The organism is Halobellus limi, from assembly GCF_004799685.1.
GTDB lineage: Archaea > Halobacteriota > Halobacteria > Halobacteriales > Haloferacaceae > Haloquadratum > Haloquadratum limi.
In genome coordinates this window covers 1,674,869-1,697,751 of record NZ_CP031311.1, presented here as the reverse complement: position 1 = coordinate 1,697,751, position 22,883 = coordinate 1,674,869, and the positions used below count along the sequence as shown (strand labels likewise).

Annotated in this window: 19 protein-coding genes; 14 read left to right on the top strand and 5 right to left on the bottom strand. The window is 54.7% G+C overall.

The window, feature by feature from the left end; translation table 11 throughout:
- Positions 1 to 467: 467 nt before the first annotated feature.
- The 3 genes from DV707_RS08415 (at position 468) to DV707_RS08405 (ending at position 2,929) form a co-directional block, all read left to right on the top strand.
- On the top strand, positions 468 to 821 hold the full coding sequence (locus DV707_RS08415; RefSeq protein ID WP_103992121.1) for a hypothetical protein: 354 nt from the start codon (positions 468 to 470) through the stop codon (positions 819 to 821).
- 965 nt (positions 822 to 1,786) lie between these two features.
- A complete protein-coding gene (locus tag DV707_RS08410) occupies positions 1,787 to 2,398 on the top strand; it encodes a hypothetical protein (protein WP_136361835.1) in 612 nt (203 codons plus the stop codon).
- A gap of 81 nt (positions 2,399 to 2,479) precedes the next feature.
- Positions 2,480 to 2,929: a hypothetical protein gene (locus DV707_RS08405; protein WP_136361834.1), complete on the top strand. Its 450-nt coding sequence runs from the start codon at positions 2,480 to 2,482 to the stop codon at positions 2,927 to 2,929.
- A 55-nt stretch (positions 2,930 to 2,984) separates the two neighbouring features.
- Here the strand turns inward: DV707_RS08405 and DV707_RS08400 are convergent, their stop codons facing one another.
- Together DV707_RS08400 and DV707_RS08395 are read right to left on the bottom strand one after the other, a co-directional pair.
- Positions 2,985 to 3,347 (bottom strand): hypothetical protein, encoded by a 363-nt coding sequence (locus tag DV707_RS08400; RefSeq protein ID WP_103992119.1) that lies wholly within the window; start codon positions 3,345 to 3,347, stop codon positions 2,985 to 2,987.
- 628 nt (positions 3,348 to 3,975) lie between these two features.
- A complete protein-coding gene (locus DV707_RS08395) occupies positions 3,976 to 4,743 on the bottom strand; it encodes an HFX_2341 family transcriptional regulator domain-containing protein (protein WP_200820904.1) in 768 nt (255 codons plus the stop codon).
- 257 nt (positions 4,744 to 5,000) lie between these two features.
- Here DV707_RS08395 and DV707_RS08390 point away from each other — a divergent pair, with 257 nt between their 5' ends.
- The 8 genes from DV707_RS08390 (at position 5,001) to DV707_RS08355 (ending at position 16,348) form a co-directional block, all read left to right on the top strand.
- A complete protein-coding gene (locus DV707_RS08390; protein ID WP_235010793.1) occupies positions 5,001 to 7,010 on the top strand; it encodes a phospholipase D family protein in 2,010 nt (669 codons plus the stop codon).
- A gap of 219 nt (positions 7,011 to 7,229) precedes the next feature.
- Positions 7,230 to 8,777: a metallophosphoesterase family protein gene (locus DV707_RS08385; protein ID WP_103992117.1), complete on the top strand. Its 1,548-nt coding sequence runs from the start codon at positions 7,230 to 7,232 to the stop codon at positions 8,775 to 8,777.
- Positions 8,774 to 11,488 (top strand): AAA family ATPase, encoded by a 2,715-nt coding sequence (locus DV707_RS08380; RefSeq protein WP_103992116.1) that lies wholly within the window; start codon positions 8,774 to 8,776, stop codon positions 11,486 to 11,488. Before DV707_RS08385 ends, DV707_RS08380 begins: the two co-directional genes overlap by 4 nt.
- Positions 11,488 to 12,762: a DNA double-strand break repair nuclease NurA gene (locus tag DV707_RS08375; RefSeq protein ID WP_103992115.1), complete on the top strand. Its 1,275-nt coding sequence runs from the start codon at positions 11,488 to 11,490 to the stop codon at positions 12,760 to 12,762. Before DV707_RS08380 ends, DV707_RS08375 begins: the two co-directional genes overlap by 1 nt.
- A 166-nt stretch (positions 12,763 to 12,928) precedes the next feature.
- On the top strand, positions 12,929 to 13,609 hold the full coding sequence (locus tag DV707_RS08370; protein ID WP_235010792.1) for a hypothetical protein: 681 nt from the start codon (positions 12,929 to 12,931) through the stop codon (positions 13,607 to 13,609).
- The gene (locus DV707_RS08365) at positions 13,606 to 15,333 is read left to right on the top strand and encodes an ATP-binding protein (protein ID WP_103992114.1); all 1,728 of its coding nucleotides are present in this window, start codon (positions 13,606 to 13,608) and stop codon (positions 15,331 to 15,333) included. The genes DV707_RS08370 and DV707_RS08365 overlap by 4 nt, the downstream gene beginning before the upstream one ends.
- A 155-nt stretch (positions 15,334 to 15,488) precedes the next feature.
- Positions 15,489 to 15,797, top strand: coding sequence for a hypothetical protein (locus DV707_RS08360; RefSeq protein WP_103992113.1), 309 nt, complete (start codon positions 15,489 to 15,491; stop codon positions 15,795 to 15,797).
- A gap of 281 nt (positions 15,798 to 16,078) precedes the next feature.
- Positions 16,079 to 16,348, top strand: a complete 270-nt coding sequence (locus DV707_RS08355) for a hypothetical protein (protein ID WP_103992112.1) — start codon at positions 16,079 to 16,081, stop codon at positions 16,346 to 16,348.
- A 238-nt stretch (positions 16,349 to 16,586) separates the two neighbouring features.
- Here DV707_RS08355 and DV707_RS08350 read toward each other — a convergent pair whose 3' ends face one another.
- The 3 genes from DV707_RS08350 to DV707_RS08340 all read right to left on the bottom strand — a co-directional run bounded on the left by DV707_RS08350 (position 16,587) and on the right by DV707_RS08340 (position 19,206).
- Complete coding sequence (locus tag DV707_RS08350; protein ID WP_136361833.1) at positions 16,587 to 16,820, bottom strand: hypothetical protein; 234 nt, start codon at positions 16,818 to 16,820, stop codon at positions 16,587 to 16,589.
- A 1,077-nt stretch (positions 16,821 to 17,897) separates the two neighbouring features.
- Positions 17,898 to 18,461, bottom strand: a complete 564-nt coding sequence (locus DV707_RS08345; protein WP_103992111.1) for a hypothetical protein — start codon at positions 18,459 to 18,461, stop codon at positions 17,898 to 17,900.
- Between the two features lie 181 nt (positions 18,462 to 18,642).
- Complete coding sequence (locus DV707_RS08340) at positions 18,643 to 19,206, bottom strand: hypothetical protein (RefSeq protein ID WP_205742816.1); 564 nt, start codon at positions 19,204 to 19,206, stop codon at positions 18,643 to 18,645.
- 116 nt (positions 19,207 to 19,322) lie between these two features.
- Between DV707_RS08340 and DV707_RS08335 the strand changes: the two genes are divergently transcribed.
- From DV707_RS08335 to DV707_RS08325, 3 genes are all read left to right on the top strand, one after another.
- The gene (locus DV707_RS08335; RefSeq protein WP_136361831.1) at positions 19,323 to 20,177 is read left to right on the top strand and encodes a rhomboid family intramembrane serine protease; all 855 of its coding nucleotides are present in this window, start codon (positions 19,323 to 19,325) and stop codon (positions 20,175 to 20,177) included.
- Positions 20,178 to 20,397: 220 nt separating this feature from the next.
- Positions 20,398 to 22,020 (top strand): hypothetical protein, encoded by a 1,623-nt coding sequence (locus tag DV707_RS08330; RefSeq protein ID WP_103992109.1) that lies wholly within the window; start codon positions 20,398 to 20,400, stop codon positions 22,018 to 22,020.
- Positions 22,021 to 22,111: 91 nt separating this feature from the next.
- A complete protein-coding gene (locus DV707_RS08325; RefSeq protein WP_103992108.1) occupies positions 22,112 to 22,879 on the top strand; it encodes a hypothetical protein in 768 nt (255 codons plus the stop codon).
- The last annotated feature ends 4 nt before the right edge of the window (positions 22,880 to 22,883 follow it).

Below are 22,883 nucleotides of genomic sequence, written 5' to 3'. Positions count from 1 at the left end.
TGAGGAGTTACGAACCATCCACAAGGTGGCTCCTCCATCGTTCGATAGCTCGGCCATAGCTTCGACCGAATATACTGCCACACCCGAGGCAAACCCAGAATCCAGTAGGCTCCTGACGAAGTTCAGCCCTCTCGCCGACCTGTTCAGGACAATACCGAGTCATATTCTTCCCACGCTGCCCGACTGCAATGGTTTGTCGTCAATAGGAGGACGTATTGGATGAGGAGAACTGCATCTGATCCGTTAACTGAACACGTATTTTTGGAACTCGTGGCTTGGCTGCATAGGGTCCGAGAGTTACCGGCCGGTAGGACATCGAGCGACCATTCTGTATGTCTCTTAGTAGTCACACAATACAGTATGAATTAGAAAAACGATAGACAGAGTAGCCCCTTCGACCAATATATAAATATCAATTTCAATACGCTAATTTATAGCCGGGCACGAATTCTGTAAGGCTGTATCCCATGAAAGATACGACTAGCATAGAATTGGACTCGCTGTTGAGCAACCTGATTGAAGATGGAGCGGTGGCAGTGACCATCTCTGATGATTGGTCCACGTCTGGCATCGTCACAATCAGCGCATTCGGGACCTCACTCGAGAACTTTGAGGAGCTGACGGCGAGATACGGAGAAATTGAATCTGTCGTGTTCGAGAGCGAAGAGAAGCAGTGCATCATCGAATTCGACGAGTATGCACCATCAGCTTACGGAACGAAATTCCTGTACTCCAAGAACGGATGGAACTTCGTTGAAGAAGCGACCCCCATTACTCGCGACGAGGGAATGGAGCGTTTCCGTAGCCACGTGGTCGGATAGCGCCCGAATACCATTCTGGCCCTACAACAGAGAAAGGTGGTCAGGCCTCCGCCAAACAAATCGGCCATACTATCATGAGTCACATACCACAGGACAATTTCGATTCAGCACATGTACCGGATTTGAACGTCGATTACGGTGAGATACACCGTCGATTAACTGAACTAGCGAAGAGCCTTGATGGGTGGAGGGTTTCGGTTGCACCATCGCCGCTATCAGTTCCTCTAATCGGGCTTGATAATGTCGGTGAAGCCGATTCCATCTTCACAGTTTCGACCCCGACTCAAGTCTGCATTTTGCCCGTTTCAGAATCCGAGTTCATTGCGTTACCATGTCAACTTCAGCCAACTTCTGCGTCAATCACGCCCAACGAGTCAACGGGTAAGGTGGAGAAGGTGAGCACGTCGTGGATGGTTGTTGTTGGTGGCGCTGATATCGCGGAAGCATGCAAAACCCCAGAGCCGACACTGACGGATGCACTTGAGCGTGTGCGAGACATCTGTGAGCGGATCGAATAACTGAGAGCTCTAACGCTCACCTCGGATGAGTTCCGTATCGAGACAGGGATTCTTGAGACTGTGTTGAATCCAATTAGTGTCAGTCTATGGGCTCGTACTGACTGTCGAGCTCGCTTTACTCACTCGGGTATTCCCTGCCTGTTCTGAATACGCTAATTGGCTATGACTGCGGGAAGTCCCTCAATTAACTAATGGAATATTTGTTAGTTGGATAGCAGATGGGAAGCAGGAACATGACATAACAGCACTACAGCGAGTGGGGGATGAGTTGAGCACCGAGCAAGTGGGGGGAGGGGTACGAAAAGATGCTACGAGTAGTCGTCATAACCCATTCTTTCGACGTTTACTCTCATAGAGAGTAGTCGGAAAACGAATTGCCCCATGTCCGCCCATCAGACACACCGTTCATAATGTAGGGTGCAACACGGTGTTCACCCCAGTTGTCTCATGGGTAGACCAAAGCAGTTCAGCTACGTCATCACGGCTATGGTAGTCATTGGTCGTTCTAAAGAATCCAGAGAGAAGTCGAGGAGATTCCTCCAAGCAGTATACGACGGAGGTGGGAAAGCCCGAACGAGTGAGATACGACAACGATCCGGGTTGAGTCGTTCAGATATAAAATACCGGTATGAGTCGCTTGAGCAGAAGGGGTTAATCTCAATCGAATATGATGATGAGAACGTTGCAGGACCCAACGAGTCCGCTCAGAAGATTGCTATTCTCACAGACTTTGCGTGCGAGGAGATTGAAAACAAAGGGCTGCTTCAGGGTGGACACTACCAACCAGAAAAGGCCACACGTGACGTTGACGAGTTAGCAGCACAAGTGGACACGCTCAAAGAGCGTGTCAGGGCCCAAGAAGAGCAGATCGAGCAGCTACAGAGATACATTACCGAGACCGTGTATCGGAATATCAGTATGTTACGGTGGTCCATTGCTCGTCTCGAAATCGCGGTCGAAACGGATGATCGGCCGTTGGGTTCATTTGACCCCAGCGAGCGAATATCAGCACTCAAGCAACGTGTCAAGGACTTTGAAGTCGACCACGTAACTAAGTGAGGAGATTGGAACAACCGGAGTAAGAGCGATCGAGTGGGTCGTGCGCTATGTATAAAGTCGGTAATGGAATCTCTATTAGTGATGGCATTCAGCCCTCCTAATCGAATCAAGCGACTGCATATCGAGAGTAAAAATTCGGAGAACAACACAGGACTCGCCTTTCAGAATACACGGTTATATCGTAATGCGGGCTACAGCGTCGGTACCGATGTGAAAGTGGTCGGAGTTGGTGGAGTTCTCGTACTGGCTTCGAAACAGGTTGACGATGGTCAGCTATTGGAACTCATGTCGATTCTCTCTGCATCGGATGGGAGAGGTGTGGGGGAGTCCGTGACTACGAAAGTCCGTTCCTCTGGCGATAATGGGATGCAAATCACCGTGACACGACCCGCCCGGTCAGTTGGTCTTCGCAGGAATCAAAAGATGCAACCGAGAAGCTTTGGCCGGGATTCCGGGCTGATTGTTTTGATTCCGGAAAACGTCGATGCTAGACCAGTCGAAAAAGCGGTATCGATGGTCTTCGACGAATAGCGGTGTGTCACACACCGACCGTATTGCTGTAGAAAGATTCTGTCGTTTTAAGCAATCACACCTCCCCCACGGAGCGCTTCCTCCGCTCCCACCCGGGGGGGTCGCGGCGACTGTGCACCGAGCCGTTCCACTGGTGGCATCGCGCGAACTGGATGAGATGCTCGAGCTGCTTCCGGCGAACGTACGTCTCACGCGTCAGCGATGGATGCAGTGGAGGTGAGTCCAATTCAATCGATTGAATCACGGTCTCAAGATACTCATCGACGGAGAGTAATGCGTACATCTCGCGGGGATACCGAACAGGGAATTCGCTGTAACTGAGTTCTCGCGCCGTTTCAATTTCCTCTCGCGCCCGCAGGAGTGCATCAAGAATTGCCTTGTCGAGCTCGTCTGATTCAGGCTTGTCTTCTTCTGGCATTACACCAGTCAAGAAGGTGCGTCCGACTAAGCACTTATCTCAAGGCCCTATGAGCAGTATTCAGCAGAAGTCGGGAGAGTGCCTCCGACCTCAAGGAGCGGGCGAGTGCGATTGGGTACTCTACAGAGCGGGAGGCCCTCTCTTGTCCCAGTCTCCAAAGCAATTCAAGCGGGGTCATAACACCGGTTGTAGCCGAGGCGGTACCAACAGTAGCGGTAGGTGTTGGTAGCAATCCAACCTACCAGTGTTGGTAGGCGGGGTCGAGGGTGAGATGGTTGTAGCACCCCGGGGGGAACCCCTATGGGTGGTAGACCCCGGGCTAACCGAGGGAGTCTAGTAAGGTGTTACAGAGAGAGGTCAGCTAGGTTTTGACTTTATTTCTTACTTCGGAGGGCTGAACCGGTGAGTTGCTACCAAATTCCCGCCAATCTGTCCTGCCAACATTGGTAGGTTGGCAGGTTGGTGGTAATTCACCGCTGCTGAAGGGGCCTCGGCCCCCGCTTCAGCGTCTCTACTGTACGTTTAGCTTCGCTTCATGCGTATAAAGGTATCACGGTCAGTGGGATCAAGGGGTGACTCAACCGCCCCCGCAAGTTTGGAAATTCTCCGGACGAAGATGCACGAGTGCTCAGCCGGTCTCGCTGGAGACCTCAACCATGTACTCGAAGGCTTGGAGGTGACTGCGGCCGCTATCCGTGATTTCGACCAGCGTTCGTCGTCCAACGCTTTCGAGCGTGATGTACCCCTTCTCTTGGAGTGGATTGGTGACCCGAGCCTCAAGCGTTCGGTACTTCCCACGCCGACTCTCCGTCTCTGATTTCTCGATGAAGGGGAGTGACTCTCGCTGACCAAGGTCAATCAACTCGCTCTTCGAGAGGGATCCGTCATCTCGTAGGGCCCGAAGAATTCTGATGTGTTCGGTTGTCGGTTGCTCTACCGGGTACGCAGGAAGGGCGAAGGTTTCCTTGATCCCTTTCGACAGGGGTTCCTGCCCGTCGAACTTGTACTCCTCCGCCCGCACGTAGTATGGCGTAGCCCCTTCAGCCATACAGGCAATCATCCCACCGATGGCCATCACCTTCGACCCAGAGGCGAGATTGACGTATACCTGATGCTCCGCGTTTTGTCGGATGAGCCGGGCCACCGTTCCGATTGAATCGTAGAGTGAGAAGATGTCGGCTTCACAACTCTCGACGGTCACGCCTGCTTCCCGGAGATCTTCTCGCACTTGGTCGTGGTACGGAGGACGTTCTTCGTCGTCACGATAATCAATCAGCACCGCTCGGTCTGCCTTCTGATTCAGCGTCGGGAGGACAATCCGCTCATATTCGTACCCCAACGGTGCGACATGGACGCGCTCAACGACATCCATCTCGTGGTTTCGACCGTCCTTCATATGCTACATTCACGGTCATGTCATTAATACCAATTGTGACGATACAGTCGTCAGCGTCGATAATGTCAGCATAATTGTTAATATTTCAACCGTCCACCCTCTGAATATGGCCGCGTCAGGGGAGCAGAGACTTCCCGCCCTGTTTGGAGGATGGGGTGGCCGGCTCGCAAACAGCCTGTAGCCGTCCTGAGTGGCCGGAGGAAACCATGGAATACACGATTCCAATCACAGTCCCGACGCGAGACGGTGGAGATGAGGTGGCAATCGACCTCGAACTCGCGATGGTCAAATCGTGGCCAACGTTCGTTGACTACTTCGGTGACGCTCGCCTGCTCCGCGCAGTTACTTACTCCCAGTCGCCTCAGATCATCCACCAGCTGTTCGCGAGTAGTGACCTTAACCTTGAACAGCTGGAGGTCGTGGTCGGGGACTACCGACAGGCGGAGTACCGTAAAGACCTACAAGGAGATCTCGACCTCGCGAAGCACCTCACCCACCTGCTGGAGGAAGACCAGCTGAATCTCTACACGCTGGACAAGCGGGTCACGCTCCACAGCAAACTCTACCTCGCGGAGAACCGCGATGGGTCTCGAACGGTGGTGTTCGGCTCTCCGAACCTCTCGAAGCAAGCGTGGTCAGGGAACCAGACCAACCTCGTCGTGGTCTTCCGCACTAATGGAAATTCCATTATCGACGAGTACGCCGACCGGCTCTACGAGGCACATCGAGAGGAGTGTGAACTGTTCATGAAGGACCTCACGGAGCAGCTCGCAGAAACTGACGATCCAGAGGAGCGTGACCGGGTCTACGACCTCTGGGTAGACGGAACCGTCCCGTCCGACAATCCGACCGGCGACCTCCACCGTCGCATCGTGGAGATGTTCGACGAGGACGACGAGCGAGTTCGGCGGGTCAACGTGGTTTCGGAGGCCGAAGAGGCCGAAGAGGTCGTTGCTCTCCAAGCAGATGGGAGCGGAGATGTCGAGGCGACAGATGTCCAGCCAGACCGGCAGATGCGGCTTTCGCCACAGGGGCTTGAGGAGCCAGTGAAGCAGGCTGAGTCGACGCTCTCGCGGCACAATGTCTCGGTCAAACCCACCGAGCTACGGGGATCTGCAGCTGGTTTCGACCGATATCTTCGCCGGTTCAACGACGACTTCCCGACGATGTGGGTGAACCGAGAGAAAGAGCTGGTCCGGATGCAGCTCGACAACACGACCCTCGAGATGACTGCTCCGCTACCAGACGAACCGGAAGAGGTCTCAGAGGCGCTGGCACACATCGAGGAGTACATCGAAACGGTCGACCGATTCGGTGACGCGAAACGGTCAGAGGAGACGATGGCCCACTTCTACGAGGCCGTCATCTACGTCTTCTGGGCTCCGTTTGCGAACTACTTCGCGCAGGAGTACGCCAACCGCGATGGTGCTGAGTTGGACAAGGACCTTCCTTTCCTCTACATCCACGGACAGAACGATTCGGGGAAGGGGATGTTCCTCCGGTTCGCAGCGAATCTCATCTCGAGCGGTGTCGTCGCCGAACCAGTCGAGGGGCAACAGTTCACTAAGGACGCCATCGAGCGCTGTCGCTCGTCGAACACGGTGTTCCCCTTCCTCGTCGACGACGTTGACAAAGACAGGGTCGAGCGAGACATCATCAAAACCTACTGGACGGGCGCGTGGGATGGATCGGTCGCCTTCCCGACGTTTGTGTTCACGTCGAATGACGGGAACCCGAAGTCGGAGTACAGGACCCGGATGAAGATGCTTGAGTTCGATGTCGTGTTCGACGTGGAGGGGCACGAGCGAGAAGAGACTGCCCGACTCATCAAGGAGCGGAATCAGCTCTTTCCGTGGTTCGCTCATCTGCTCTTCCAGAAGCAAATCACCCTCCCCGATCAGGACGACAAGCTCGCGGTCGCTCGTGAGGTATTCCGGGAACTCTACGAGTACGCAAACCGGGAGCCACCGGTTTACTTCCCGAATGACGGGCCCGCGGAGCGTATCTACGACCACGGGCGTCGGAAGTGGCGACAGGCCTACCAAACGGGACTCTTTACTATCGAGGAAAAGAACGACATCCTGCTGGCGGATTTCTCTGAAAATCTCGACGGCTATGCGGTCTTCAAGTACGACAAGGTCGTTCCCTCGACGATCCGCACCGAAGTACAGAAGACTCGAATCCAGTTCGACCAGCCGGAGCGATTCTACGAGTGGACTGGAATCGAGCCAAAGTCGACTGGGTGGTGGGGTAGAATATGGAAATAGGTGGTCAAATATGATCTCACGGAATCCAGTAGCCTCAGCGAGCGACTACTTCCACCTCGGTCGGCGTGGCGTTAAGTGGCATCACTCTGAAATCCGTAATCAGCCCAACTTTCGGGGCCACTCCGAATTCAGTGTGTGGGGCAAGCCTACGCAAAGGTTTGCAATATCGGCCTCGTTGGGGGGAGTACCATCGGAAGGCACTCAATCGAATCCAAATCTATGAACATCGCACATCTGGCTGATATCCATCTCGGCCACCGACAATACGGCCTTAAACAGCGAGAGGACGACATGTCCAACTCGTTCAGAGCAACGCTCCAGCTCATCCTCAAGCAGGACCCAGATGCCATCCTGCTTCCCGGAGACCTGTTCCACTCGCGGGACTTGCGCCCGAAAATTCTGGAAGAGGCGGAGCGAGGGCTTGAACTGGTTCCCGACGAGGTACCAGTCGTCGTTTCGCGGGGTAATCACGACGAGAATCTCACGCCACGGGAGGTGACGTGGCTTAACTACCTCCATCGGCGGGAACATATCGTCCTCCTCGAAGCGGATCTCGATGCTACTCCGGAGGCTGCTGAGTTCACACCGTACGGAGACCAGTCCGAAACGGGCAGTGCGGGGTTCTACGATATCGAGACCGAGTCAGGCACTGCTCGGGTATTCGGTCTGCAGTGGCGTGGTGCTCGAACAGATGCCGCTCTTGAGAAGGTGGCTGGCGGAATCGAGTCAACGAATGAGGAGTACGGCGAGCCGGACTATACGATACTCCTCGGTCACTTCGGACTCGAAGACGAAGTCCCGTCGCTCGGAGGGAACATCACGCACGCGGAACTCCGCGATGTGAGAGAAGTCGTCGACTATCTCGCGCTGGGTCACATCCACAAGCGGTACGATTCGGGTGGTTGGATCTACAATCCCGGCTCTCCGGAAGCACATTCGACGCGCGAGGCACGAGACGACTGGGACCACGGCTACTACTCGATCGAACTCGATACCGCGGGAGACGGGTACGATGGACCGGGAGCGCTCGAACATAGCGTCGAGCACCACCACGCTCGTCGACGCCCGTATTTCAGCCCCCCGGCGTTCGATGTCACCCCGTACGATTCGTTCGGCGAACTGCGGGAGGCTTTCCACGACCACATCGATGCGCAACGTGGCTCGCTTGAGGCCGAGCTTCACGAGGAGGAGTTCACCAAGGGAGGTGACCTGCGCGAGCCGATGGTCGACCTTCAGTTCGAGGGGACGCTCCAGTTCGACCGGGGGGACCTTACGATCGAGGAACTTGCCGAGTGGACGGAGGAAGCATACGACGCGCTCTACGTCCAGACAAACACCAGCCGGATCACCTCCGCCGAGATCGAAGAACTCCTCTCTGAGATAGACGATGACGAGGTGTTCGTTGACGGGCGGCTACGAACGGAAGCCCTCGAAAAGCGTGTCTTCGAGACCATTGCATCAGAGTCCCAGTACAGCGACTACGCGGAGGAGGTCGCCTCGTTGCTCGGTGATGCTCATCGAATGGCGAAGAGTGGAGAGGCTGCCGAGGACATCGCGGACATCGTAACAGAGCGTCGACGCGAGTTGTTTCCGGACGCCACGGAGAGTGTGTCCATAGATGTTCCAGAGGACCCTCTCGCTAGCGACGACCAACGGGAGCCTGCCGAGAGTGCCTCCGGAGAGACACTAGACGAGCGTAGTTCCACGGAGGAGAGCACGAGCGAGTCTGGGGAAGTTCCCAGTACCGACGGAGGTGACCGCCAATGAGGATCAAGGAAGTCACTCTGGAGAACGTCAAGTCCTACGAAGAGAAGACAAGAATCGACCTACAGGGGGGTGTCACGGCCATCCTCGGTGAGAACGGTTCCGGGAAGTCGACGATACAGGAAGCAATCGGTTTCGCTCTCTTCGACTCACTACCGTTCAACAACAACGAGTTCGTTCGTGAGGGGGCGTCCTCTGGGACAGTCGAGGTCGTCATCGAATTCGATCAGGGAGACGACGTGGAGGTGTACAGAGTGACTCGTTCTGCCGGTCGATCGAACTACGGCGTCGCCCGCTATGACGAGCCGAACGACGAGTGGGTGAGTCAGGATATCGACTCGAAGAGCGGCTTGATCGATTGGCTCTGTGCTCGGTTCGATCTGGACAGCAAGGACGACTTACAGAGTCTCTGGAAGTCGTGTGTCGGAGTCCCCCAGACCCGATTCCTCGCCGACTTCGCACAGACACCACGCAATCGGAAGTCCACCTTCGACGAACTACTCGGCGTCGATGCATACGAGGAGTCGTTCAAAGGCGCTCTGAAGCAAGTTCCAGATACAATTGAGGCAGAGCAAGAAGATGTACGAGGCGAGATTCAGCAACTGACGGGAGAGGTACAGGATCTCCCGGCTAAACGCTCGAAGAAAACGGAGCTGGAAAATCAGATTCAGTCTATCTCTACGGAGATCGAGGAGACGAAAGCCGAACTCAGCGAGGTCAAAGAAAAGTTCGACGAACTGGACAGCGTCAAGAACCGGATCGAGGAGTTGGATACGGAGATTGCCCAACTGGAACAGGAGATCAGCGCGAAGAAGGACGCTCTGGAGACCGCAAAGTCGGAACTCACGAAGGCACGTGAAGCCGCCCAGAAATGCGAGGAGGCGGCGGAAGGGCACGAGAAATACGAGGAAGCAAAGGAGCGGGAAGAGGAGCTCAGCGAGCAGAAGAAAGAGCTCGACGCGCTCGAAGATCAACTCTCTGAGCAGGAAGCCAGACTCCAGCGTCTGAAGGATAAGAAGGAGACGCTACAGGAGCAGACCGAGAAACATCGAGAGGCCAAGGAGAGCCTCGAACAGCACGAACAAGAGAAGGAACGTTACGAGAAGTTAGGAGAGAAGATATCTGACCTCGAAAGCGATGAGAAGACGATCGACCGACTGGAGGGCGAGATAGATGACCTCGACGATGAGGCACACGAGGCACTATTGGAACTTCAAGAGAAAGAAGAACTCATCGCGGAGATCGAGGCAGAGGCAAAGGATGCCCCGGATGCCGGCGAACTCCGGGACGAGATAGGGGATAAGCGAGCGGAGCGCAAGTCGCTTGCAACAGAGAAGAAGGACATCGAAGAACATCTCTCGATTCTTCGAGACGCCGACTCCGATGCCCCCTGTCCAACGTGTGGGAAATCGTTGGATCCGGAGGATCGTGAGGAGAGAATTGAGGAGCAGGAGGCCCGTCTGGGGGAGATTGAATCGGACCGCGCCCGGCTGAAAGAGAAAATCGACCAGCTCCAAGAGGACCTCGCAGAAGCTGAGCAAGTTGAGGATCGCGTATCGAAGTTAGACATCCACCGTGAATCGGTTACTCAACTAGAAAACGAGCTGGCCGACATCCGGAGTGAGCGAAAGGAGAAGGAGGAGAAGATCACCCAGCTCGAAGAGGAAGTTGAGACCCTGCCGTCACTTCGGGAGGAACACACCTCGCTTGAGGATGCGAAAGATGCGTACTACCAAGCACAGGCCCGTGTAGAGGAATACTCCGACGCTCCTGAGGAGTTAGAGGAAGCCAAGAGGAAGATCGAAGAGACTGCTGAGGAGATCGAGCAGACTGAGGAAGAACTGACCGAGTACGCCGGTGTCGAAGACGAGCTAGAGCAAGTCAGGACCACACTCGGAAAGCACGAGGCGGACTACAAGAAGTACGAGCGGAACAAGCAAGCGGCAGAACAGCTCGAAGAGCGAGAACAAGCCGTCAAAACTCTGGAAGACGAAATCGAGGGGCTGGAGGGCGAGAAGGGAGAGCTGGAAGACAATCTCTCCGAGCGGCAGCAAGAGTTCGACGCTGAGGAACACCAGCGGCTTGAAAAGCGGGCTGACGCGCTCGACGACGAGATAACGAAACTGGGCGTCCAGAGGAGCGAACGGAAAGAACAGCTTGAGGAGGTCAACGCTGAAGTCGAGCGTCTGGAAGGTAAACTGGAGGAACGATCTGAGAAGGTCGAAACACTGCGAGACCTCACTGCCGACCATAATTTCGCCACGTGGGTTCGGAAGAACGTCCGAAAGGCTGGTCCGAAGATGCGGGAAGTAATCACCAGCAGGATCGGCACACGTGCGAACTCGATCTTCCGGTCGATTCGGGGACGAAATACAGAGCAACTGGAATGGACATCGGACTACGACATCGTCGTCGTCGATGCTGATGTCCGGAAATCGTTCTCGACACTGTCGGGCGGTGAGAAGATGGCAGCAGCGCTTGCAGTGCGGCTGGCAATCCTCGAACAGATGTCGGGACTGGGAATCGCGTTCCTCGACGAACCGACGGCGAATCTGGACCAGCAGAAGAAGGCCAACCTCGTGGAGCAGCTAAACGGACTCGATGCCTTCGAACAGCTCACCGTCATCAGCCACGACTCAACCTTCGAAACAATGACCGACCACAGCATCATTGTCGAGAAGCCAGAGCAGACTTCGGAGGTGGTGAGTGACTGATGCCCCTCGATAAGGAAGGGGTGGCAGCTGCTCTCGATGCGAATATCGAAACGATTCGCACCTACGTCGAGGATGACGGCGATCTTATCGAACGGTATCAGGAGGCGTTTCGGGATCTTCCGGCGAGGGGAACCGCGGAAGAGCTCCGGTCGGAGCTGTCACGATTCTCGTACCCGGGGGCGGTTCCCGTCGAAGCGTTCGACAAGTGCGACTCGCTCATCAATCACCACGCGCCATCGGATGAATGGGAAAGCCATGAGGCAGTAAACGACTGGGCTCGTGACCTTCTGATGGACGTTCCGATGCTGGCGGCTGACGGGTCAGAAATCCCACCGACGACGCAGTTCAATGTCCCTCTCGCGTACGTTCAAGCAGCGTGGTGTCTCAATCACCATAGCCCGGAAGGGGAACTGGAGCGAGCGCGCGAAGGTAAGCTGCTGGGTCCAATGGACGTGACCCGTACTGGAGGCGAGAAAGGTGGTGAGGAGTACAGATTCGTCGATAGCTCGTTGGTCGGGTTACACCGATACGAGCACGAGGCGGAGGTGCTCATAGACCAAATCGAGGAACTCGCAGCGACCTATGAAGCCGGTAGCTCAGACCAGCCACCGATTGTCCTCTACGACGGGCCGTTAGTCGTCTCGTTTGCCAACCCGAAGCGCCCGGCGGTCCGAACACGATATCTCGAAGCAGTCAGTCGAATCCTCGCGGCGAGTCAACATCACGAAATCCCCGTCGTTGGATACGTTGCTGGCACGAATGCTGTCGAGCTCTCGAAGATGACGCGGCTTCTCCTACAGGAGGAGTTCGGTAGCGACCGGACGGTTCCAGACGCACGCATACTCGCGGGCATGATGAGTCCGTGGGGTGATTCGACGATTCCGTTTATGTGCCGCCGTGACGGCAGTGTAGACGGGCTAGAGACTTCGTACAAGGGGCGAGAGTACACCTTCGGGAATGAGATCTACTTTAGCTACCTCAAGGTTCCACCGGGGGCAGGTCTGGATAGGCTGGAGTTCCCGGGGTGGATGCTAAAGGCAGATGGGCCAGCTCACCACGAGAATCTGTACGAGTATACGCTCGCGATGGTTCGTGCAGAAGCAGGGGTTGGGCGGGGGTATCCGGAAGTCCTGCAGCAGGCCGATACCGACGCAGTCCTCGACCACCGCGACCGACAGCAGTTCCTCCGCCTCCTCCAGAAGTGGGGAGAGGAGAACGACGTGCCAATCGAATGGGATGCGAAGGCCCTCAGCAAGGAGCTTCGACGACGATGACCCCTGCACAAGCCGGCCAACTGAGCCCAAAGACTACGGCTGAGAAGGGCCCCGCAAAATCGAGAACTAATGGAGTTTCCATTAGTGCCGCATCGCCGGGGAACCGCCCCATATCGCACGATCTCGGTAGTGGAGCCGTCACCTCCACACCCAGTGTACACCACCTATGAGTTCCCAACCTACAGACGACACCGGAAGCGAGGAGAGTAGCCATATTGACGACTGTCTTGCCATCGGGAGCATCGTCAATTCGAACAGCCACATGGACTACACGGTCGAGATATTCAACGAGACCGACCGTGACCGCCCACCTGAGCCTCACGAGTGCGGCTTTGGCCAGCCAGTCTTCATCCACAAGACCATCGATGGAACCGAGTACATCATCATGGGGGTCATTTACGACACCCAGCTTGTCGACCCAGATCAGGGACGGTCGGGGCCACGGCTTGCACAGGGCGATCAACCCCAATTCACCCCGGGCTACGTTGAGGAGCGGACAACACTCGCGGGAGTTGCCCTCCTCGGTACAGCCGAGGTAACCGAGAGCGGGACGGTCGAATCCCCGAGCCACGAGATGCCTCGATGGACGCTCGCAGTTGACGATGTAGTCGAGCAGTGTCCGGATGAAGTCACGCGAATCTTCCACACCGGCACGGATGGAGGCCTCCAGATAGCCTACATCGAGCGGCTATTAGACGTGGCCGGGCCACTCGGGGCAGAAGTCACGCTCGCCATCGTAGAGCGGCTCCGGGATTTGTTCTCCGAAGATGCACATCAACGAGTATTGGACGTGGTCGAGAAGGACGTACGCTGGCAATCCTCCGTTGACCGGGGGGTGATGCAATGAGTTCCATCGATTCAACGCCCTCCACAGGGGGAGGTGGAAAGGAACTCATCGGGACGGTCGCGGGACCCGGTGAAGGTCCGAACGAATTCATCGTCGTCACGCCAGACGAGCAGGCTGTCAAGACTGGTGAGTTCATCACGTACTCCGTCCCCGTCGAAGGAACCGACAGAGATGTCATCGCACGGGTGACCAATCGCGAACAGGCCAGAGGGCTACCTGAGACGTTCATGGCGGACCCGAACGTCGCCCCGGAGACTGTCGCATCGACACTGGGCGTCCCGACAGATGAAATCGATCTCTATCGACTTGAGGCGACAGTCATCGGATTTTACGATACAGGGATGCAGACGTTCTCGAATCCACGCCAGCTCCCGAGTCCGGGAACTCGTCTGTGGACTGCCCCCAACGAAATGTTGGAGGCGATACTCCCGAACCTCGGGGTTGACGAGGAGGCAGCAACTGATACAAGTGGGTCGATTGACCTCAGTCGCGTCGACGTGGAAGATCGTGAAGGCCTCGCACACATGGGTTGGCTTCTCAACCGAGAGGCGAATGCGGTCGATATTCATGTCCCAATCGACGAGTTCGCGGCTACCCACCTCGCTATCCTCGCCTCTACAGGCTCCGGGAAGTCGTATACAGCGGGCGTTCTGATGGAAGAGATGATGATGCCCGACTCGCGGGCATCGCTACTCGTCTTCGACCCGCACGGCGAGTACGGGACGCTCTCTGAGATGCGTGGTGACGAGACGTTCTCCGGCGAGGGGTACCAACCGGAAGTGGAGTATTTCGACCCAGAAAACCTGCGTATCCGCATCTCGGAGTTGAACGTTGGGGACGTGATGTCTATTCTCGATAATCCAAGCGATCGGATGCAGGAGCGGTTGGACGGTGGATGGCGCGCAATGCAACGGCGAGAGTCGCGAACGTGGGGGGTGAATGACCTGCTTGACGAGATGCGTCAGCAGTACGGGGAGGACGACTCCAGTGTAGGTGCGCTAGAGTGGCGACTCCGACGGTCGATCCAGCGAAACGACCTCTTCACCACAGACGCGAACGTCCCCCTTGACGACTTAGTGGCTCCCGGGCGATGTACGGTCCTCCAGATGGACACTCTGAGCCGCCGCGACCAGCAGATGATTGCGACCGTTCTCCTGCGTCGCCTGTATCAGGCACGGCTAGCAGCGGTTCGGAACCGTGGAGAGGACAACGAGTTTGATGGCGAGATTATCAGACATCCGCTGTTCGCCCTCTTCGAGGAAGGCCACAGGTTCGCCCCCGCGACTGGTGAGGCCCCGTCACTTGGGATTATGCGAACTATTACATCCGAAGGTCGGAAGTTCGGATTCGGACTGGGAATCATCAGTCAGCGTCCGTCAAAAATCGACCAAGACGTACTGTCACAGTGTGGGACGCAAGTGACGATGCAGATCCAGAACCCCACTGACCAAGATGCAATCAAGAACAGCGTTGAGGCTGCTGGTGAAGAGGTACTCCGAGAACTTCCCGGACTCACACCGGGACAAGCAGTTGTCTCGGGTGATTCGATGAACACGCCAGTGCTGATTCAGGTGAGAGAGCGCCATACCCGCCACGGGGCTGACAGCATCCCAGCGACTTCACAGTGGCAGCAAGCACATAAAGAGCGACGACAGCAGCCGAGCCGAGCAGAAGCGGCTGATATGGGTGGTGGTGAATCAACAGGGGAAGAAGATCTGTTGTAGCCTGCTCCCGAACACTTCCCAGTACGATATCCAATACTCAAATTTACAAAATACTGTATTGTGGAACCACTATAACCGACCAATAGTCCCAACATTCCATAGAATATTAGAAAATTTAGAGAAACTATATCACCGAATGCACACTACTCTGAGATATGTCTAAGAAAGACATAGACGAAATGACGGACGAGGAACGGATACAGAAGGCAATCGAGAACCTCGAACAGGTACAGGTCCAACTATCCGAGATTCCGAATCTGATGTTCTCTGGTGGAGGAGAGCTGTACCCCGACCAACAAGGCTTGGTTTCGATTCTTCGGTTACTAACAGAGTCAACTGTAGAGTCGTTTGAGAACCGGTTTGCCGGTCAAGATGACAGTCCCCGGGTCGAGTACGCCACCAAACTACTCTGGGAGATTCACGAAGACCCGACCTTCCGGGAACTGAACCTGCCCGAAGCCTAAGCGCCTCCAGAGCCCCGTACACCTGCGGGACAACTCCAGATGAAAATCTGATTTGACGCCTCAAACTCCTTCTACGTCATCCGCTCGTGGTAATCGACGACTCGCTCAATAAATAGTTCGTACTCCTTACCCAATCGGTCGGCCAGTACGATACACGGAACGCCGAGAGCACGAACGAATGAGGCAGAACAGATTTCCTCCCCGTCCACCGCAGCCAGATACTGACGGTGGAGGCCCTGATCCTCACTTATCTGGGTAATAGCCTTCAGTAAACGCAGAGGGTGCCCCCTGAACTCGCGTGGTTCGTCGTCTCCGACTATTACGACCCCGATTCGTGTCGGATCAGGAGTCAGGGAGAGTTCCTGCAGGGTTGCCTCTCTATGGCCTTTGTTACTAGAGTCGGCACGTCGCTCGGCTACAAACGCGTGATGCTGGAGGTATCGCTGAGCGTACGGTTCAACCTCTGCCTGACAGCGGACTCGACCGAAATCATCGAGAGCGGTGCGAAACGCTGCGTGCCAGTCTGGAGTTGCCTCCTTGGGACGTACTGAACTATGGGTAGTCGTCTCGACCAGCGCGTCGCCAAGAGAGGGGGTCAGCTTTCCTTTAGTCGAAGCATGGACCGACTTCCACTCTTCATTCGTGTTTCGGAGATAGCTCCACCCCACCTCTGAATCGAATTGGCGAAGACTGAGGACCTGTGGGATCTCCGTGTCCTCGATACAGCGTACGTTAGTAGCCCCAATTATCGCCCGAACCCGAGGAGGTAGTTCAGTCACGGAAATGGACTCAGTCGCCCTTCCTTGCTGGTATCGAGTCATCGAGGTCCAGAAGTCGCCGAGCTTTCTCATCGGGGAGCCACAATTCGCCTTCTTTCCGAACCCAGTTTTTCTGCTCAAATCGGCGTAGCATTATCGCAACTGAGACAAGCTCACCACCTTCGAACGGTAGTTCTTCAAGCCGAAACGAACCCTCGTGCTTCAGAGTCTCTAGTACCGTTTCCCACGCTTTGTCAGTCAACATTGCTAGCGAATAGGACCGGATTGATTATAGCTGAGCCAGTTTATACAGGACATTCGCATCTGGATTAAACCATTGCAGTCGGTCGTCGTGGGCTCAAATATGACCGACAGAGACCCACGTCTAACAGACGGCCATCTCGAATACACGAGGATATCTGGGCAGTGGTATCGATGTACTCTCTGCAAAACCGTAGTCTCGGCCCGTGAAATATCAGAACTACTCCACTACCACCGATGCAGTGCCTTGGAGAGATAACTCGTCTCCAGATAGCCGTTACTCGATTCGCATCCCGGGAGGGACGCAGTCAGTACAGTATAACACGGTACCTGTGCCAAGTCGTTCCTCGCCGTCGAAGACTTCCCAGCTAGCTTGTATACACTGGTCATCAGAATCAATCGTCATCCCACAATCCGAACAGTTTGTAGGGGCCAGTCTACGTTGTCGTCGCCACTGTCTCAAGATCTCACTCGCAGGACGATCTTCGTCGATGTCTACGTCAGTACGCTCCAACCACTCCTCCCAATCTAATGTCGTAAGGTCATCCTCCTCCCTGTCCTCGTTCATCGATAATCCGCGAAAACTTTCGCGTGGGACCTCTCTTGTAGCCACTTGTGTTCTGCATGGGCTGCACTAACTACAGTTGATAGCTCATCGTCGAAACTCCCGATTACAAGAACCGTGATTTCGCCGTTTTGTAACAAGCACTGTGCGTCCATCACCCTCTCAAAACAGCTAGGTCGGCTTAATAGAGAGAGTTCAATTCATACATATCTATGACGGATAATTGCCGAAGAAGTAGAGTGGGAGCCCTCGACTAAAATAGACACCATAGACGGACAGATCGTCGGCATCACAACAATGGGGTTCGGCTCGTATCTGGGAGTGTTTTCCTTACTGATGAAGTGCTACTCGGTCGCTACTACAATCAGGGTATAGAAAATGGGATCCGGGGAGTGGTCAGAGATCGGCGAAACGACTGGGAATTCCTTCGAGAGCGAGGATATTGTCCGTAGCAAGACCACAGCGATGAGAGCCAAGCAGCAGTATAATAGACTGTTGACTGTATGTTGCTGCGGATCAACGAAGATGCTCTAAAATCTGGAGGAAGCGGAACGCCGGTTCGCCGTAATCCTTCTTGTCATCGGCGGCGAGTTCTCGTAGGTCCTCAACACGGTCGGTGTACTCACCGTTGATTATCATCTCAATATCGTGGTTGTATTCTGCCTCAAATTCTGCCGCGAGTTGATCAAGGCCATCTGTCAGGTACCCACGCGGGAGGACCGGCGACCAGAGCTGGAATACATATTGGTCAGCGTCGTCAAAGACCTCCGTGACGTATTCGTGGTCCGCGGTGAACTTCTTCCACAGTTTTTCGAGCGTGTATTGGTAGTCGGTGTTTCCAAATTCGTCCCAGCGACTGGTGGATGGCTCCCCCGGGTAGATTGTTCCGTGGAGGTGAGTGATGACCTCACAGGTGTAGATGACTTGTTCCCCGTCGGTGGAGTCGATACCGATGACATCAATCTCCATCTGCTCGCCTTCTGTTTTCGATCGTTGGTTGTAGCTGACGACCTCGCAGTCGGTTACGAGCTTGTGATACGCTCCAACGATATGCTCGCCGAGTTGCGTTTCAGATACCATATCTCGAAGATTCAATCGTAGGTATACTACGTTAGTCTGGGAAATTCGAGTCTCCAGATATTAACTCGTAGGGAAGTCGTCTTCAGGGATACCAAAGATGACCACGACGACTCGGCCAGTCTCAACATCTCGGATGTAGTAGCCGCCGGGTGGCGAATCGTCTGCGTCGTACTCTGGAAGGTCACCAAGGGCGCTCTCCACCTATTCGAGCGCGGTCTATTACCCAAACTACAGCTGCGCCTACACAGAAGGCAATACCGACGAAGACCGACCCAATAGCCCACAGCAGCAACTGTTGCGTTCCAACGACAGGAAGGGAAACGTCGTAAGCCAGTGCCATCGTGAATAGAGTCGTAAAGAGCGCACCTGCGATCATCAGAATCAGCCCCACACCAATGAATTGTACTGGCTGTCTTTGGAGCAATTCCGAGACAGTGAGGTCATTGGAAACGGGTTCTACTTCAACATCCGTGGGTATTGGCCACTGAGACTTGCTGTTGCGTATCCAGTAGATACGACCACCTCCAGCAGCCGCAGAATCCAGAATCTCACGTTCTTCGAGATCACTCAGCCTGTCCCGCGTTCCCTGACTAGAGAGCCCGATCTCGTTCTGAACTCGCCGGCGCGACAGAAACGGTCGGTCACTCTCAACGAAGACTGCGACGAGATGGCTGTCCTGCACCTCTTTGCTGGCATCAAATTCCAAATCCTCCTTGATCGACGGTGGAATTTCTGCTGTCATCATTGAAGTTGTTAATCCCCAGCCCTCCTCAGCGGCAGTTGGTGACCGCCAATTGGGTGTTACCAACACCCAAATTCTGATTCCCCATCAAGATACCTGCTCCCCTTACGTAGAAGCGGATGGCACACCAAACACCTCCGACACCGGACTCAAATCCGGGTCGCGTGTTTCGGAGTATCGTTACAGCAACCATCACGGGTAGTACACCCGCGCAGCGTGCACTCGCATTCGGCTTCATCCCGACTATTCTCCTGTTTGTCGGGGCACTTCCGCTTCATCAGCAGCAACAGTGGGTTCTGAATCTAAATGACCCAACGGTGGTACAGCTGTACCTCTCCAACTTCGTTCACGGAGATATCCCCCACCTCGCAAACAACATTCTCAGCTACCTTCTGCTTATGCTGTTCATTTTCCCATTAGCAGTGAGTGCGGGTAAGCAACGGATCCTCCGTATCGTATCGATTCTGTTTCTGACCATACTCCCTCTCCTCGTGTCGGTGTACTCAATAGCAACACTTGGCGACATGGGTGCGGAGACAGTCGTCGGATTCTCTGGGGTGATTGCTGGTTACGCTGGGGCCCTCCCGTTCTTTATCGCTTATCACGTGAACGAGAAAGTAGCTGACATCGGTGTTGAGATTGCTGGCACTAGCCTCATGGGACTGGAGTTAGGGGCGGTACTGTGGCTTGCTGGACTCCGTAGATGGTCGGTAGTCCTTCTAGCCGTGCTTAGTGTAGTTGGACTCGGATTTGCCGGGTACGACCGGCAGGTTGTCGCGAAGATCGGCCGGGAATATGAAGTTCATTTGGTAGTGTATGCACTCATTCTATTCGCAGCGGTACCGGTTACTCTGTTCGTAGGTGTGGACGCGGGTACGAACGTCTATGGCCATCTTATCGGACTTATCGGAGGTTTCCTTCTTATGTTAGGTGTGTTACTAACTCGGAGAGTAGCAATTCAAATTATCACTTAGATTCCATCGGATAGGGTCGGCGCGGCCTCGATAAGTGATAACGTGGACATATACTTCAGAATAATTGATGGGGCCGAGATAGGAGAGCTCCAACTTAGTTCGTGAGTAGTTCACCGTATCTGGCGACATCTTATGGAGATTCCATTAGTTCAGTCACACGTTGCGAAGCCGCAGAGAGCTCCCCAATTAATACTAATCCGACAAACACCCGGAATAGAGTATGGACGCCGTGGAGAAGGCACTTGAGGACGCTAGAACGTCCTCCGACGATTATGCGTTCAAATTAGCACTACACACGCTCAAGAGACAAATTGACGGAGAAATCCAGAATGAGCTCCACTACAATATCGCCCTGCTTGATTCAACTAGCGCTGAACACCCTCTCCTCGACGCGCTTCACGGGTACCAGCTGTGGGTAAGTGACCAAGATTACGAGAACGGAGCGGAGCGTGCCCTAGAGAAGTACGAGGAAGGTTTTGAGGAGGCTCTCGGCGAGGGATGGCTGAATGTGGCGAGTTGGGCACTCACCTCGCTTATCGAGCTTGCAGACTCCCTGAATCACGAGAATCGAATGCAAAGAGGGGCCGAGCAAGCAGTGGAGCTACTCGAAGAAAACTACTCAGGCCTCGATACAAACGAAGGTGCCGCAGGGCGTATTTTAGATGCAATCTCTGAGGCTAACCTACAGTCGATCGATAATCAAACGCTCGACCGTCTCGTCGAAATCTGTTGGACCCGGGCAGAGTATACGAACAAGAAACAAAACCATCACTCTCAACGAAAGTACCTCCGGAGGCTCCGACGAATCCAGAATCAGCGCGAGAAATCAATCGAGGACGTTGAAGAAGCTCTCATCGAGTCCTACGAAGACGAAATCGAGTTTCAGAGGACACGGGGATACCTCGTAACTGCGGCGACGATTGAAGGAGCAATTACGGAATGTGAGCCCTTCGCGGACGAGGAAACCCTCAACCGGTGGCGATTGGAAAAGCGGGAGGCAAACAAAGAAGGAATCGAGGAGGAAATGAAGTCGGTCGGTTGGGAGGTATCTGACGAAGAGGCAGAGAACTTCGAGACGATTGTCTCTACCCTGATTGGGGCCTTCGAGGATATAGCTACTCAGCACTCACCAGAAGCCGCATTTATCGGCTTAGTCAAGGCCCCAGTGCTGCTACCGCAGCTCGAAAGGGAGGAACCGAGTCAACGTCCAGAGGAAGATTCAGACGAATTCGCGACTGCCTCGATCCACGAGATATTCCCCCGCAGACTGATGACTCACGAGGGTGACTCAGTCTCCGATGAGGTCTCGGACATAGATATCCCACACAGTTACAATATCGATGCTCGCTTATCGACCGCGTTGACTGCTCGGGTCGTCTACAAGCTCATCAATCAAGAACTGATTCGTGAACATCATTTCTACACCTTGCTCGAATCTATCGAGGGCGCAACGGTCGATGATAAAGCATTCCTCACCCACTTTATCATCGCATTCTTCGAGGACCGCCACCCGGAGGCCATCCATCTCGGGATGGCTCGCCTAGAGGGGCTGATGAAGCACCAATTGGAGGCGGCAGAGACTGCAGTCACCGGGAGCAAGCGCGGTGAGGACTTGCCCAAATCCCTCGGGGGAATCGTGAATCGACTGGATGGGTTGGTAGACGACGAGTATGTGACGTACCTCCGGTTCCGGTACCACGACCTCGTGGGAGAAGCTCTACGCAACCGGACTGCCCACGGCGATCTCCGATACAAGGAAGCCCACTTCGATATCTCTGCCTCGATTCTGGTGGAGATATTCAGAAGTACCGCGTACATCAGTCAAATCGAGACTCCTGAATAGGAGATATACCCCGAGGAATACTTATACCATCGAACATTTGTCATAATCGTGGATTGGGTCACATTCCGCGGCTGGTTCGATTAAGAGGAAGATGGTCAAGCCAGAAATCAGTGAGACGCAGTTCGTGTACGGTGCGACGAGCGAATTGGAAGAGGGCAATTGGCGCTACCCGCTGGTGCAGCCACCGCGATTTCCGACACAGAATATCGAGGGAGACATCGGATACGACGTGGATGCGCTGATATCGAACGGGGCCGGCATGGAACCACTATTCCTCCAATACAAGCGGTCGGAACACATGGTCGGGGCACAAGCTCGGCACTGGAAGGAGTTCCCAAGCGACTACTACAGATTCAAAATCAAGAACGCGAAGCAGCATAACACGCTCATCGAGACCGCAGACTACTATCCCCATACCTACTACGTGGCCCCCATCTTCTCCGAGATGTCAGAATACGCCTCCCACCATAGGAACGAGACGATTCTAGAGAATACGGTTTTCGCAACCTGCTATGGTCTCCCGGAAATGGACGAGGGAGACAGCACTGATCGACATACAATCGGTTTCACGGAGAACCAGACCAAGTTCTTCTCAGAGCCGATGGAGCTCGATTCAGTAGTCGGACTGGAATATCTGCTCTCGGAGATACTCGAAGCTGACGAGAGCTTCACAGGGTTCGGTGAGATACGGGAGTCGTTTGCTGAATTGACAGAGGCCCTGCTGGCTGAAGTTGATGCGGAAATCGAACGTCCCGCCATAGATCAGTCTCCCTCCGATTGGATTCGAGCAGAGCAGGATTTCTTCAAGAAACTGGGGGCTGAGTTGGTGTTCCTGTTCGACGAGACAGACGATTCATAGACCG